Here is a 14,561-nt window from a genome sequence, read left to right as displayed (position 1 = left end):
GTCGCTCCTCGGCCGACCGCGAATGTGAACTCACAGTTACTCGGCATCAGAGCCCAGTCAAAGGTATGATGTCGACATCGACGAGTTCGGTCGCCTCGGACGTCGCGCCGGTTTCGAGATCGGTGACCGTGGCGGTGACCTCCAACTCCATGTCCTCAGGATTCGGCGTGGTGAGGGTCAGCCCGACCAGGTCTTCGACGTCCAGCGTGTAGGTCCCGTCGGGGTTCAGCGACCCTGCGCTAAGCGTCGCGCCCTCGTCCAAGCCGTCGATCGTGAAGATGGCCTCTTCGGTCGCGGCGAGATCCGCTAGACTGATGGAAAGCGGAACCGGCGCGGACTGGACTCCCGATACGTCGGGGATGTCGAGCGTCACATCCGGCGCGTCGAGCGCCTCTACCGGCAATTCCGCGGAGGCGCTGGTGACCTCGCCCGTGGCGGAGTCGGTGACCGTCGCCGAAATCTCTAGCAGCGCGCTTCCCGGTTCAGCAGAGGTCAGGGTCAGCCCTTCAAGCTCGGCGGCCGAAAGAGAGACCGATCCGTCGCCGTTGTCGATCCCTGCGGAAAGGCTCATCCCTTCCGTCAGGCCGGTCACGGTCACCTCCGCAGTCTGATTGGAGGAGAGCGCGCCAAGGGCGATCGGCAGCGGTATGGCGGTGTCCTCCAGTCCGCTGGCGGAAACGCCAAGATCCAGCAGCTGGGACGAGGCGTTCTGTCCCGGCTCGACAGAGACGCTGACGCTCCTTGTCGAACCGTTCGATTCGGTGGAGGTCGCCGTGATCGTCAGCTCATATGGGTCGTCCCCGGCGGTCGTCAGCGTCAGGCCTTGGAACTCGGCGGGATCGAGGGTCCAGCTCCCGTCGCCATTGTCGGTCCCGGCGGAGAGGGCGGCGCCCTCGGGCAGGCCGGAAACGAGGACGCTCAGCGTTTCAGACCCATCCACATCAGCCAGGGCCGCGCCGATGTCGAGCGCATACTCGGTCGCGCTTCCCCCGGCATCCCTCACCAGCGACGCATCGCCGACGATCACGCCGTCGCCGAACGCGATGGCCTCGACATTGTTCACGGAGATCGTCCGGAACGTGTCCAGGTCGAATATCTGCGTGTTGATACGCCCCTGATTATTCGTGAAGTTGTATATGATGAACGAACCCGACCCCTTGGTGAAGGCGAGGACGTCTTCGCCGCTTGCGCCATTCACGGCGGTGTAGCCGCGGGCGTCTCCGCCGAGCGTAAGATAATCGTCGCCTGGCCCCAGGTTCAGGTTGTTGCCGTTGAACGTATCGCCATCGATCGTCAGAATGTCGTCGCCGTTCTGCATATTGAAGTTTTCATTCATGAACAGATCGCGACCGACGACGAACACGTCGTCACTCGATGTGCCGGAGTGGCTCTGACTCCCATCTTCCACGAAATCGTTCTCGACGCTGCCCCCCCCTCGCCGGGCGCGCCTTCACCGAGGGCCAGCGTCAGGCTCGGCGCGTCGGCGACCGGGGTCACCTCGACGGCGAGCGCGGCGGTCGCGACGGCGGGCGCCGCGGCGCCGTCGGCGGCGACGGTCTCGACGGTGAGCTCGAAGCGGCCCGCGAACTCCGCCGGCGGGGTCAGCGTCAGGCCTTGGAGCTCGGCGGGATCGAGGGTCCAGCTCCCGTCGCCATTATCGGTCCCGGCGGAGAGGGCGGCGCCTTCGGGCAGGCCGGAGATGGCGATCGAGAGGGTCTCGGAGCCGTCCGCGTCGGTCGCGGCGGCCTGGATCTCGAGCGCGATCGGCTGGTCCTCGGCGCCCGCGGCCGGGGCGACCGAGAGGCTCGGCGCGTCGGCGACGGGGGCGATGGCGACGGCGATGGTCCCGGCGGCGAGGGCGGTATCGGCGCCGTCGGTCGCGACGGCGGTCACCGCAAGCTCGAAGCGGCCCGCGAAATCCGCCGGCGGGGTCAGCGTCAGGCCTTGGAGCTCGGCGGGCTCGAGGGTCCAGCTCCCGTCGCCATTGTCGGTCCCGGCGGAGAGGGCGGCGCCCTCGGGCAGGCCGGCGATCGTGACGGCGACCGCGTCGGGCGAGACCGCCGCGATCTCGAGCGCCAGCGGCTGGTCCTCGCTCCCGGCGGCGTCGGCCAGCGTCAGGCTCGGCGCGTCGGCGACCGGGGTCACCTCGACGGCGAGCGCGGCGGTCGCGACGGCGGGCGCCGCGGCGCCGTCGGCGGCGACGGTCTCGACGGTGAGCTCGAAGCGGCCCGCGAACTCCGCCGGCGGGGTCAGCGTCAGGCCTTGGAGCTCGGCGGGATCGAGGGTCCAGCTCCCGTCGCCATTATCGGTCCCGGCGGAGAGGGCGGCGCCTTCGGGCAGGCCGGAGATGGCGATCGAGAGGGTCTCGGAGCCGTCCGCGTCGGTCGCGGCGGCCTGGATCTCGAGCGCGATCGGCTGGTCCTCGGCGCCCGCGGCCGGGGCGACCGAGAGGCTCGGCGCGTCGGCGACGGGGGCGATGGCGACGGCGATGGTCCCGGCGGCGAGGGCGGTATCGGCGCCGTCGGTCGCGACGGCGGTCACCGCAAGCTCGAAGCGGCCCGCGAAATCCGCCGGCGGGGTCAGCGTCAGGCCTTGGAGCTCGGCGGGCTCGAGGGTCCAGCTCCCGTCGCCATTGTCGGTCCCGGCGGAGAGGGCGGCGCCCTCGGGCAGGCCGGCGATCGTGACGGCGACCGCGTCGGGCGAGACCGCCGCGATCTCGAGCGCCAGCGGCTGGTCCTCGCTCCCGGCGGCGTCGGCCAGCGTCAGGCTCGGCGCGTCGGCGACCGGGGTCACCTCGACGGCGAGCGCGGCGGTCGCGACGGCGGGCGCCGCGGCGCCGTCGGCGGCGACGGTCTCGACGGTGAGCTCGAAGCGGCCCGCGAACTCCGCCGGCGGGGTCAGCGTCAGGCCTTGGAGCTCGGCGGGATCGAGGGTCCAGCTCCCGTCGCCATTATCGGTCCCGGCGGAGAGGGCGGCGCCTTCGGGCAGGCCGGAGATGGCGATCGAGAGGGTCTCGGAGCCGTCCGCGTCGGTCGCGGCGGCCTGGATCTCGAGCGCGATCGGCTGGTCCTCGGCGCCCGCGGCCGGGGCGACCGAGAGGCTCGGCGCGTCGGCGACGGGGGCGATGGCGACGGCGATGGTCCCGGCGGCGAGGGCGGTATCGGCGCCGTCGGTCGCGACGGCGGTCACCGCAAGCTCGAAGCGGCCCGCGAAATCCGCCGGCGGGGTCAGCGTCAGGCCTTGGAGCTCGGCGGGCTCGAGGGTCCAGCTCCCGTCGCCATTGTCGGTCCCGGCGGAGAGGGCGGCGCCCTCGGGCAGGCCGGCGATCGTGACGGCGACCGCGTCGGGCGAGACCGCCGCGATCTCGAGCGCCAGCGGCTGGTCCTCGCTCCCGGCGGCGTCGGCCAGCGTCAGGCTCGGCGCGTCGGCGACCGGGGTCACCTCGACGGCGAGCGCGGCGGTCGCGACGGCGGGCGCCGCGGCGCCGTCGGCGGCGACGGTCTCGACGGTGAGCTCGAAGCGGCCCGCGAACTCCGCCGGCGGGGTCAGCGTCAGGCCTTGGAGCTCGGCGGGATCGAGGGTCCAGCTCCCGTCGCCATTATCGGTCCCGGCGGAGAGGGCGGCGCCTTCGGGCAGGCCGGAGATGGCGATCGAGAGGGTCTCGGAGCCGTCCGCGTCGGTCGCGGCGGCCTGGATCTCGAGCGCGATCGGCTGGTCCTCGGCGCCCGCGGCCGGGGCGACCGAGAGGCTCGGCGCGTCGGCGACGGGGGCGATGGCGACGGCGATGGTCCCGGCGGCGAGGGCGGTATCGGCGCCGTCGGTCGCGACGGCGGTCACCGCAAGCTCGAAGCGGCCCGCGAAATCCGCCGGCGGGGTCAGCGTCAGGCCTTGGAGCTCGGCGGGCTCGAGGGTCCAGCTCCCGTCGCCATTGTCGGTCCCGGCGGAGAGGGCGGCGCCCTCGGGCAGGCCGGCGATCGTGACGGCGACCGCGTCGGGCGAGACCGCCGCGATCTCGAGCGCCAGCGGCTGGTCCTCGCTCCCGGCGGCGTCGGCCAGCGTCAGGCTCGGCGCGTCGGCGACCGGGGTCACCTCGACGGCGAGCGCGGCGGTCGCGACGGCGGGCGCCGCGGCGCCGTCGGCGGCGACGGTCTCGACGGTGAGCTCGAAGCGGCCCGCGAACTCCGCCGGCGGGGTCAGCGTCAGGCCTTGGAGCTCGGCGGGATCGAGGGTCCAGCTCCCGTCGCCATTATCGGTCCCGGCGGAGAGGGCGGCGCCTTCGGGCAGGCCGGAGATGGCGATCGAGAGGGTCTCGGAGCCGTCCGCGTCGGTCGCGGCGGCCTGGATCTCGAGCGCGATCGGCTGGTCCTCGGCGCCCGCGGCCGGGGCGACCGAGAGGCTCGGCGCGTCGGCGACGGGGGCGATGGCGACGGCGATGGTCCCGGCGGCGAGGGCGGTATCGGCGCCGTCGGTCGCGACGGCGGTCACCGCAAGCTCGAAGCGGCCCGCGAAATCCGCCGGCGGGGTCAGCGTCAGGCCTTGGAGCTCGGCGGGCTCGAGGGTCCAGCTCCCGTCGCCATTGTCGGTCCCGGCGGAGAGGGCGGCGCCCTCGGGCAGGCCGGCGATCGTGACGGCGACCGCGTCGGGCGAGACCGCCGCGATCTCGAGCGCCAGCGGCTGGTCCTCGCTCCCGGCGGCGTCGGCCAGCGTCAGGCTCGGCGCGTCGGCGACCGGGGTCACCTCGACGGCGAGCGCGGCGGTCGCGACGGCGGGCGCCGCGGCGCCGTCGGCGGCGACGGTCTCGACGGTGAGCTCGAAGCGGCCCGCGAACTCCGCCGGCGGGGTCAGCGTCAGGCCTTGGAGCTCGGCGGGATCGAGGGTCCAGCTCCCGTCGCCATTATCGGTCCCGGCGGAGAGGGCGGCGCCTTCGGGCAGGCCGGAGATGGCGATCGAGAGGGTCTCGGAGCCGTCCGCGTCGGTCGCGGCGGCCTGGATCTCGAGCGCGATCGGCTGGTCCTCGGCGCCCGCGGCCGGGGCGACCGAGAGGCTCGGCGCGTCGGCGACGGGGGCGATGGCGACGGCGATGGTCCCGGCGGCGAGGGCGGTATCGGCGCCGTCGGTCGCGACGGCGGTCACCGCAAGCTCGAAGCGGCCCGCGAAATCCGCCGGCGGGGTCAGCGTCAGGCCTTGGAGCTCGGCGGGCTCGAGGGTCCAGCTCCCGTCGCCATTGTCGGTCCCGGCGGAGAGGGCGGCGCCCTCGGGCAGGCCGGCGATCGTGACGGCGACCGCGTCGGGCGAGACCGCCGCGATCTCGAGCGCCAGCGGCTGGTCCTCGCTCCCGGCGGCGTCGGCCAGCGTCAGGCTCGGCGCGTCGGCGACCGGGGTCACCTCGACGGCGAGCGCGGCGGTCGCGACGGCGGGCGCCGCGGCGCCGTCGGCGGCGACGGTCTCGACGGTGAGCTCGAAGCGGCCCGCGAACTCCGCCGGCGGGGTCAGCGTCAGGCCTTGGAGCTCGGCGGGATCGAGGGTCCAGCTCCCGTCGCCATTATCGGTCCCGGCGGAGAGGGCGGCGCCTTCGGGCAGGCCGGAGATGGCGATCGAGAGGGTCTCGGAGCCGTCCGCGTCGGTCGCGGCGGCCTGGATCTCGAGCGCGATCGGCTGGTCCTCGGCGCCCGCGGCCGGGGCGACCGAGAGGCTCGGCGCGTCGGCGACGGGGGCGATGGCGACGGCGATGGTCCCGGCGGCGAGGGCGGTATCGGCGCCGTCGGTCGCGACGGCGGTCACCGCAAGCTCGAAGCGGCCCGCGAAATCCGCCGGCGGGGTCAGCGTCAGGCCTTGGAGCTCGGCGGGCTCGAGGGTCCAGCTCCCGTCGCCATTGTCGGTCCCGGCGGAGAGGGCGGCGCCCTCGGGCAGGCCGGCGATCGTGACGGCGACCGCGTCGGGCGAGACCGCCGCGATCTCGAGCGCCAGCGGCTGGTCCTCGCTCCCGGCGGCGTCGGCCAGCGTCAGGCTCGGCGCGTCGGCGACCGGGGTCACCTCGACGGCGAGCGCGGCGGTCGCGACGGCGGGCGCCGCGGCGCCGTCGGCGGCGACGGTCTCGACGGTGAGCTCGAAGCGGCCCGCGAACTCCGCCGGCGGGGTCAGCGTCAGGCCTTGGAGCTCGGCGGGATCGAGGGTCCAGCTCCCGTCGCCATTATCGGTCCCGGCGGAGAGGGCGGCGCCTTCGGGCAGGCCGGAGATGGCGATCGAGAGGGTCTCGGAGCCGTCCGCGTCGGTCGCGGCGGCCTGGATCTCGAGCGCGATCGGCTGGTCCTCGGCGCCCGCGGCCGGGGCGACCGAGAGGCTCGGCGCGTCGGCGACGGGGGCGATGGCGACGGCGATGGTCCCGGCGGCGAGGGCGGTATCGGCGCCGTCGGTCGCGACGGCGGTCACCGCAAGCTCGAAGCGGCCCGCGAAATCCGCCGGCGGGGTCAGCGTCAGGCCTTGGAGCTCGGCGGGCTCGAGGGTCCAGCTCCCGTCGCCATTGTCGGTCCCGGCGGAGAGGGCGGCGCCCTCGGGCAGGCCGGCGATCGTGACGGCGACCGCGTCGGGCGAGACCGCCGCGATCTCGAGCGCCAGCGGCTGGTCCTCGCTCCCGGCGGCGTCGGCCAGCGTCAGGCTCGGCGCGTCGGCGACCGGGGTCACCTCGACGGCGAGCGCGGCGGTCGCGACGGCGGGCGCCGCGGCGCCGTCGGCGGCGACGGTCTCGACGGTGAGCTCGAAGCGGCCCGCGAACTCCGCCGGCGGGGTCAGCGTCAGGCCTTGGAGCTCGGCGGGATCGAGGGTCCAGCTCCCGTCGCCATTATCGGTCCCGGCGGAGAGGGCGGCGCCTTCGGGCAGGCCGGAGATGGCGATCGAGAGGGTCTCGGAGCCGTCCGCGTCGGTCGCGGCGGCCTGGATCTCGAGCGCGATCGGCTGGTCCTCGGCGCCCGCGGCCGGGGCGACCGAGAGGCTCGGCGCGTCGGCGACGGGGGCGATGGCGACGGCGATGGTCCCGGCGGCGAGGGCGGTATCGGCGCCGTCGGTCGCGACGGCGGTCACCGCAAGCTCGAAGCGGCCCGCGAAATCCGCCGGCGGGGTCAGCGTCAGGCCTTGGAGCTCGGCGGGCTCGAGGGTCCAGCTCCCGTCGCCATTGTCGGTCCCGGCGGAGAGGGCGGCGCCCTCGGGCAGGCCGGCGATCGTGACGGCGACCGCGTCGGGCGAGACCGCCGCGATCTCGAGCGCCAGCGGCTGGTCCTCGCTCCCGGCGGCGTCGGCCAGCGTCAGGCTCGGCGCGTCGGCGACCGGGGTCACCTCGACGGCGAGCGCGGCGGTCGCGACGGCGGGCGCCGCGGCGCCGTCGGCGGCGACGGTCTCGACGGTGAGCTCGAAGCGGCCCGCGAACTCCGCCGGCGGGGTCAGCGTCAGGCCTTGGAGCTCGGCGGGATCGAGGGTCCAGCTCCCGTCGCCATTATCGGTCCCGGCGGAGAGGGCGGCGCCTTCGGGCAGGCCGGAGATGGCGATCGAGAGGGTCTCGGAGCCGTCCGCGTCGGTCGCGGCGGCCTGGATCTCGAGCGCGATCGGCTGGTCCTCGGCGCCCGCGGCCGGGGCGACCGAGAGGCTCGGCGCGTCGGCGACGGGGGCGATGGCGACGGCGATGGTCCCGGCGGCGAGGGCGGTATCGGCGCCGTCGGTCGCGACGGCGGTCACCGCAAGCTCGAAGCGGCCCGCGAAATCCGCCGGCGGGGTCAGCGTCAGGCCTTGGAGCTCGGCGGGCTCGAGGGTCCAGCTCCCGTCGCCATTGTCGGTCCCGGCGGAGAGGGCGGCGCCCTCGGGCAGGCCGGCGATCGTGACGGCGACCGCGTCGGGCGAGACCGCCGCGATCTCGAGCGCCAGCGGCTGGTCCTCGCTCCCGGCGGCGTCGGCCAGCGTCAGGCTCGGCGCGTCGGCGACCGGGGTCACCTCGACGGCGAGCGCGGCGGTCGCGACGGCGGGCGCCGCGGCGCCGTCGGCGGCGACGGTCTCGACGGTGAGCTCGAAGCGGCCCGCGAACTCCGCCGGCGGGGTCAGCGTCAGGCCTTGGAGCTCGGCGGGATCGAGGGTCCAGCTCCCGTCGCCATTATCGGTCCCGGCGGAGAGGGCGGCGCCTTCGGGCAGGCCGGAGATGGCGATCGAGAGGGTCTCGGAGCCGTCCGCGTCGGTCGCGGCGGCCTGGATCTCGAGCGCGATCGGCTGGTCCTCGGCGCCCGCGGCCGGGGCGACCGAGAGGCTCGGCGCGTCGGCGACGGGGGCGATGGCGACGGCGATGGTCCCGGCGGCGAGGGCGGTATCGGCGCCGTCGGTCGCGACGGCGGTCACCGCAAGCTCGAAGCGGCCCGCGAAATCCGCCGGCGGGGTCAGCGTCAGGCCTTGGAGCTCGGCGGGCTCGAGGGTCCAGCTCCCGTCGCCATTGTCGGTCCCGGCGGAGAGGGCGGCGCCCTCGGGCAGGCCGGCGATCGTGACGGCGACCGCGTCGGGCGAGACCGCCGCGATCTCGAGCGCCAGCGGCTGGTCCTCGCTCCCGGCGGCGTCGGCCAGCGTCAGGCTCGGCGCGTCGGCGACCGGGGTCACCTCGACGGCGAGCGCGGCGGTCGCGACGGCGGGCGCCGCGGCGCCGTCGGCGGCGACGGTCTCGACGGTGAGCTCGAAGCGGCCCGCGAACTCCGCCGGCGGGGTCAGCGTCAGGCCTTGGAGCTCGGCGGGATCGAGGGTCCAGCTCCCGTCGCCATTATCGGTCCCGGCGGAGAGGGCGGCGCCTTCGGGCAGGCCGGAGATGGCGATCGAGAGGGTCTCGGAGCCGTCCGCGTCGGTCGCGGCGGCCTGGATCTCGAGCGCGATCGGCTGGTCCTCGGCGCCCGCGGCCGGGGCGACCGAGAGGCTCGGCGCGTCGGCGACGGGGGCGATGGCGACGGCGATGGTCCCGGCGGCGAGGGCGGTATCGGCGCCGTCGGTCGCGACGGCGGTCACCGCAAGCTCGAAGCGGCCCGCGAAATCCGCCGGCGGGGTCAGCGTCAGGCCTTGGAGCTCGGCGGGCTCGAGGGTCCAGCTCCCGTCGCCATTGTCGGTCCCGGCGGAGAGGGCGGCGCCCTCGGGCAGGCCGGCGATCGTGACGGCGACCGCGTCGGGCGAGACCGCCGCGATCTCGAGCGCCAGCGGCTGGTCCTCGCTCCCGGCGGCGTCGGCCAGCGTCAGGCTCGGCGCGTCGGCGACCGGGGTCACCTCGACGGCGAGCGCGGCGGTCGCGACGGCGGGCGCCGCGGCGCCGTCGGCGGCGACGGTCTCGACGGTGAGCTCGAAGCGGCCCGCGAACTCCGCCGGCGGGGTCAGCGTCAGGCCTTGGAGCTCGGCGGGATCGAGGGTCCAGCTCCCGTCGCCATTATCGGTCCCGGCGGAGAGGGCGGCGCCTTCGGGCAGGCCGGAGATGGCGATCGAGAGGGTCTCGGAGCCGTCCGCGTCGGTCGCGGCGGCCTGGATCTCGAGCGCGATCGGCTGGTCCTCGGCGCCCGCGGCCGGGGCGACCGAGAGGCTCGGCGCGTCGGCGACGGGGGCGATGGCGACGGCGATGGTCCCGGCGGCGAGGGCGGTATCGGCGCCGTCGGTCGCGACGGCGGTCACCGCAAGCTCGAAGCGGCCCGCGAAATCCGCCGGCGGGGTCAGCGTCAGGCCTTGGAGCTCGGCGGGCTCGAGGGTCCAGCTCCCGTCGCCATTGTCGGTCCCGGCGGAGAGGGCGGCGCCCTCGGGCAGGCCGGCGATCGTGACGGCGACCGCGTCGGGCGAGACCGCCGCGATCTCGAGCGCCAGCGGCTGGTCCTCGCTCCCGGCGGCGTCGGCCAGCGTCAGGCTCGGCGCGTCGGCGACCGGGGTCACCTCGACGGCGAGCGCGGCGGTCGCGACGGCGGGCGCCGCGGCGCCGTCGGCGGCGACGGTCTCGACGGTGAGCTCGAAGCGGCCCGCGAACTCCGCCGGCGGGGTCAGCGTCAGGCCTTGGAGCTCGGCGGGATCGAGGGTCCAGCTCCCGTCGCCATTATCGGTCCCGGCGGAGAGGGCGGCGCCTTCGGGCAGGCCGGAGATGGCGATCGAGAGGGTCTCGGAGCCGTCCGCGTCGGTCGCGGCGGCCTGGATCTCGAGCGCGATCGGCTGGTCCTCGGCGCCCGCGGCCGGGGCGACCGAGAGGCTCGGCGCGTCGGCGACGGGGGCGATGGCGACGGCGATGGTCCCGGCGGCGAGGGCGGTATCGGCGCCGTCGGTCGCGACGGCGGTCACCGCAAGCTCGAAGCGGCCCGCGAAATCCGCCGGCGGGGTCAGCGTCAGGCCTTGGAGCTCGGCGGGCTCGAGGGTCCAGCTCCCGTCGCCATTGTCGGTCCCGGCGGAGAGGGCGGCGCCCTCGGGCAGGCCGGCGATCGTGACGGCGACCGCGTCGGGCGAGACCGCCGCGATCTCGAGCGCCAGCGGCTGGTCCTCGCTCCCGGCGGCGTCGGCCAGCGTCAGGCTCGGCGCGTCGGCGACCGGGGTCACCTCGACGGCGAGCGCGGCGGTCGCGACGGCGGGCGCCGCGGCGCCGTCGGCGGCGACGGTCTCGACGGTGAGCTCGAAGCGGCCCGCGAACTCCGCCGGCGGGGTCAGCGTCAGGCCTTGGAGCTCGGCGGGATCGAGGGTCCAGCTCCCGTCGCCATTATCGGTCCCGGCGGAGAGGGCGGCGCCTTCGGGCAGGCCGGAGATGGCGATCGAGAGGGTCTCGGAGCCGTCCGCGTCGGTCGCGGCGGCCTGGATCTCGAGCGCGATCGGCTGGTCCTCGGCGCCCGCGGCCGGGGCGACCGAGAGGCTCGGCGCGTCGGCGACGGGGGCGATGGCGACGGCGATGGTCCCGGCGGCGAGGGCGGTATCGGCGCCGTCGGTCGCGACGGCGGTCACCGCAAGCTCGAAGCGGCCCGCGAAATCCGCCGGCGGGGTCAGCGTCAGGCCTTGGAGCTCGGCGGGCTCGAGGGTCCAGCTCCCGTCGCCATTGTCGGTCCCGGCGGAGAGGGCGGCGCCCTCGGGCAGGCCGGCGATCGTGACGGCGACCGCGTCGGGCGAGACCGCCGCGATCTCGAGCGCCAGCGGCTGGTCCTCGCTCCCGGCGGCGTCGGCCAGCGTCAGGCTCGGCGCGTCGGCGACCGGGGTCACCTCGACGGCGAGCGCGGCGGTCGCGACGGCGGGCGCCGCGGCGCCGTCGGCGGCGACGGTCTCGACGGTGAGCTCGAAGCGGCCCGCGAACTCCGCCGGCGGGGTCAGCGTCAGGCCTTGGAGCTCGGCGGGATCGAGGGTCCAGCTCCCGTCGCCATTATCGGTCCCGGCGGAGAGGGCGGCGCCTTCGGGCAGGCCGGAGATGGCGATCGAGAGGGTCTCGGAGCCGTCCGCGTCGGTCGCGGCGGCCTGGATCTCGAGCGCGATCGGCTGGTCCTCGGCGCCCGCGGCCGGGGCGACCGAGAGGCTCGGCGCGTCGGCGACGGGGGCGATGGCGACGGCGATGGTCCCGGCGGCGAGGGCGGTATCGGCGCCGTCGGTCGCGACGGCGGTCACCGCAAGCTCGAAGCGGCCCGCGAAATCCGCCGGCGGGGTCAGCGTCAGGCCTTGGAGCTCGGCGGGCTCGAGGGTCCAGCTCCCGTCGCCATTGTCGGTCCCGGCGGAGAGGGCGGCGCCCTCGGGCAGGCCGGCGATCGTGACGGCGACCGCGTCGGGCGAGACCGCCGCGATCTCGAGCGCCAGCGGCTGGTCCTCGCTCCCGGCGGCGTCGGCCAGCGTCAGGCTCGGCGCGTCGGCGACCGGGGTCACCTCGACGGCGAGCGCGGCGGTCGCGACGGCGGGCGCCGCGGCGCCGTCGGCGGCGACGGTCTCGACGGTGAGCTCGAAGCGGCCCGCGAACTCCGCCGGCGGGGTCAGCGTCAGGCCTTGGAGCTCGGCGGGATCGAGGGTCCAGCTCCCGTCGCCATTATCGGTCCCGGCGGAGAGGGCGGCGCCTTCGGGCAGGCCGGAGATGGCGATCGAGAGGGTCTCGGAGCCGTCCGCGTCGGTCGCGGCGGCCTGGATCTCGAGCGCGATCGGCTGGTCCTCGGCGCCCGCGGCCGGGGCGACCGAGAGGCTCGGCGCGTCGGCGACGGGGGCGATGGCGACGGCGATGGTCCCGGCGGCGAGGGCGGTATCGGCGCCGTCGGTCGCGACGGCGGTCACCGCAAGCTCGAAGCGGCCCGCGAAATCCGCCGGCGGGGTCAGCGTCAGGCCTTGGAGCTCGGCGGGCTCGAGGGTCCAGCTCCCGTCGCCATTGTCGGTCCCGGCGGAGAGGGCGGCGCCCTCGGGCAGGCCGGCGATCGTGACGGCGACCGCGTCGGGCGAGACCGCCGCGATCTCGAGCGCCAGCGGCTGGTCCTCGCTCCCGGCGGCGTCGGCCAGCGTCAGGCTCGGCGCGTCGGCGACCGGGGTCACCTCGACGGCGAGCGCGGCGGTCGCGACGGCGGGCGCCGCGGCGCCGTCGGCGGCGACGGTCTCGACGGTGAGCTCGAAGCGGCCCGCGAACTCCGCCGGCGGGGTCAGCGTCAGGCCTTGGAGCTCGGCGGGATCGAGGGTCCAGCTCCCGTCGCCATTATCGGTCCCGGCGGAGAGGGCGGCGCCTTCGGGCAGGCCGGAGATGGCGATCGAGAGGGTCTCGGAGCCGTCCGCGTCGGTCGCGGCGGCCTGGATCTCGAGCGCGATCGGCTGGTCCTCGGCGCCCGCGGCCGGGGCGACCGAGAGGCTCGGCGCGTCGGCGACGGGGGCGATGGCGACGGCGATGGTCCCGGCGGCGAGGGCGGTATCGGCGCCGTCGGTCGCGACGGCGGTCACCGCAAGCTCGAAGCGGCCCGCGAAATCCGCCGGCGGGGTCAGCGTCAGGCCTTGGAGCTCGGCGGGCTCGAGGGTCCAGCTCCCGTCGCCATTGTCGGTCCCGGCGGAGAGGGCGGCGCCCTCGGGCAGGCCGGCGATCGTGACGGCGACCGCGTCGGGCGAGACCGCCGCGATCTCGAGCGCCAGCGGCTGGTCCTCGCTCCCGGCGGCGTCGGCCAGCGTCAGGCTCGGCGCGTCGGCGACCGGGGTCACCTCGACGGCGAGCGCGGCGGTCGCGACGGCGGGCGCCGCGGCGCCGTCGGCGGCGACGGTCTCGCGCGCGCCGAAGACGGGCGAAGCGGGCGCGACGCCTTCGTCGGGCGCGTCAAGTTTGACGGCCTCATCATCAAAGCGGGGCCCGCCCGCCTGGAGATACAGGCCGAGCGCGTTCGCGATATCCGAATCGGACCAGATCCCCGCTTCCGGAATCGGTTCCGCGCCTTCCGGCACAGAAGGCGGCAGGTTGTCGGGCGCATCCGGGCGCGGCTCGCTCGCCCGGCTCTGGTTCGGCGCGGAATCCGCGCCTCCCGGCGCGGTTTCGCTGTCTTGCGGTTCCGCCGCAGCGTGCGGATCATACTGGTCGACGCTTCCCGTATGAATATTGGGCAGCGCGGCGTCCGTCTTCTCGAGCGTGTGCTCGGACTCGGCCCGTCCATCCAGATCCTGACGCCTGCCGGCGCCATCCTTGCCAGAGGTTCCCGACATGTGCTTTGCTCCAGGCTAACATGTTTGTCCATCGCACCTGCAAACAACCGTAGCTTGAGGCTCACCCCAACTTCAGTCAGAACTTGATCTGGAAACAGTGTGGAACGGTTTCCAAGCGTAGCCTCAATGTTGCGCGCTTGTAGCCTTCGACGAGGACAGAGCTATTGGAGAGCGCGGGAAAGATCCTGATTGTCGATGACGACGCCGACATAACCGGCCTTCTTGACGCCTATCTGTCGGCCGAACGTTATGAACTGCTGATCGCGCACTCGGCCAACGAGATGTGGGCCGCGCTGGCGGAAACCTCGGTGGACCTGATTCTGCTGGACATCATCCTGCCGGACGCCGACGGATTTCAGCTCACCACGCGTCTGCGGTCGATGACCGGCGCCGCGATCATCCTGATTTCCCGCAAGAGCGAGAACATCGACGAGATCGTGGGGCTGGAGCTCGGCGCCGACGATTATGTCACCAAACCCTTCCAGCCGCGAAATCTTCTGGCGCGCATCAGAAGCGTTCTGCGCCGCTACGGAGATCGCGCGGCCCGGGACGGCGCCGATACGGGAAGCGAAGGCGGCGCGGCGCGCACGCTTGCGTTCGGGCGATGGCGGTTCGACCCGACCACTCATCGCCTGCTTTCGGAGAACGGGGACGAGACAGTGCTCTCCGCCAATGAAAGCGCGCTTCTGCGGCACATGGTGAAGAACGCCGGGACGGTTCTCTCACGCGATGAACTGATGGAGGCTACGACCGGCCGAAGCTGGGAGTACATGGACCGAACGGTCGATATTCTGATCGCCAGGCTGCGCAAGAAGGTCGAGGACAATCCCGCCCGACCGACCGTCATCAAGACGGTGCGGGGCGTCGGATACGTCTTCAGCGGCGACAAAAGCTGATTCGCCTAACGG

At 74.8% G+C, this 14,561-nt stretch carries 3 protein-coding genes; 1 reads left to right on the top strand and 2 read right to left on the bottom strand.

Annotated elements, in window-relative coordinates:
• Positions 1-46: 46 nt before the first annotated feature.
• Together G5B40_RS15410 and G5B40_RS15405 are read right to left on the bottom strand one after the other, a co-directional pair.
• Positions 47-1,318: a hypothetical protein gene (locus G5B40_RS15410; protein ID WP_165100305.1), complete on the bottom strand. Its 1,272-nt coding sequence runs from the start codon at positions 1,316-1,318 to the stop codon at positions 47-49.
• A gap of 14 nt (positions 1,319-1,332) precedes the next feature.
• Positions 1,333-13,653 (bottom strand): hypothetical protein, encoded by a 12,321-nt coding sequence (locus tag G5B40_RS15405; protein WP_165100303.1) that lies wholly within the window; start codon positions 13,651-13,653, stop codon positions 1,333-1,335.
• A 164-nt stretch (positions 13,654-13,817) separates the two neighbouring features.
• On the opposite strand from G5B40_RS15405, the gene G5B40_RS15400 reads away from it, so the two are divergent.
• Positions 13,818-14,549: a response regulator gene (locus G5B40_RS15400; protein ID WP_165100300.1), complete on the top strand. Its 732-nt coding sequence runs from the start codon at positions 13,818-13,820 to the stop codon at positions 14,547-14,549.
• Positions 14,550-14,561 lie beyond the last annotated feature (12 nt).

Source organism: Pikeienuella piscinae (assembly GCF_011044155.1).
GTDB classification, from domain to species: Bacteria; Pseudomonadota; Alphaproteobacteria; order Rhodobacterales; family Rhodobacteraceae; genus Pikeienuella; species Pikeienuella piscinae.
Note: the sequence above shows the minus strand (reverse complement) of the source record. Positions and strands in the feature narration are given on the sequence as shown.

Bases quoted from the DNA above. Each gene is read 5' to 3' on its own strand.
- G5B40_RS15410 (WP_165100305.1), bottom strand. From the start codon at position 1,318: ATGCAGAACGGCGACGACATTCTGACGATCGATGGCGATACGTTCAAC.
- G5B40_RS15405 (WP_165100303.1), bottom strand. From the start codon at position 13,653: ATGTCGGGAACCTCTGGCAAGGATGGCGCCGGCAGGCGTCAGGATCTG.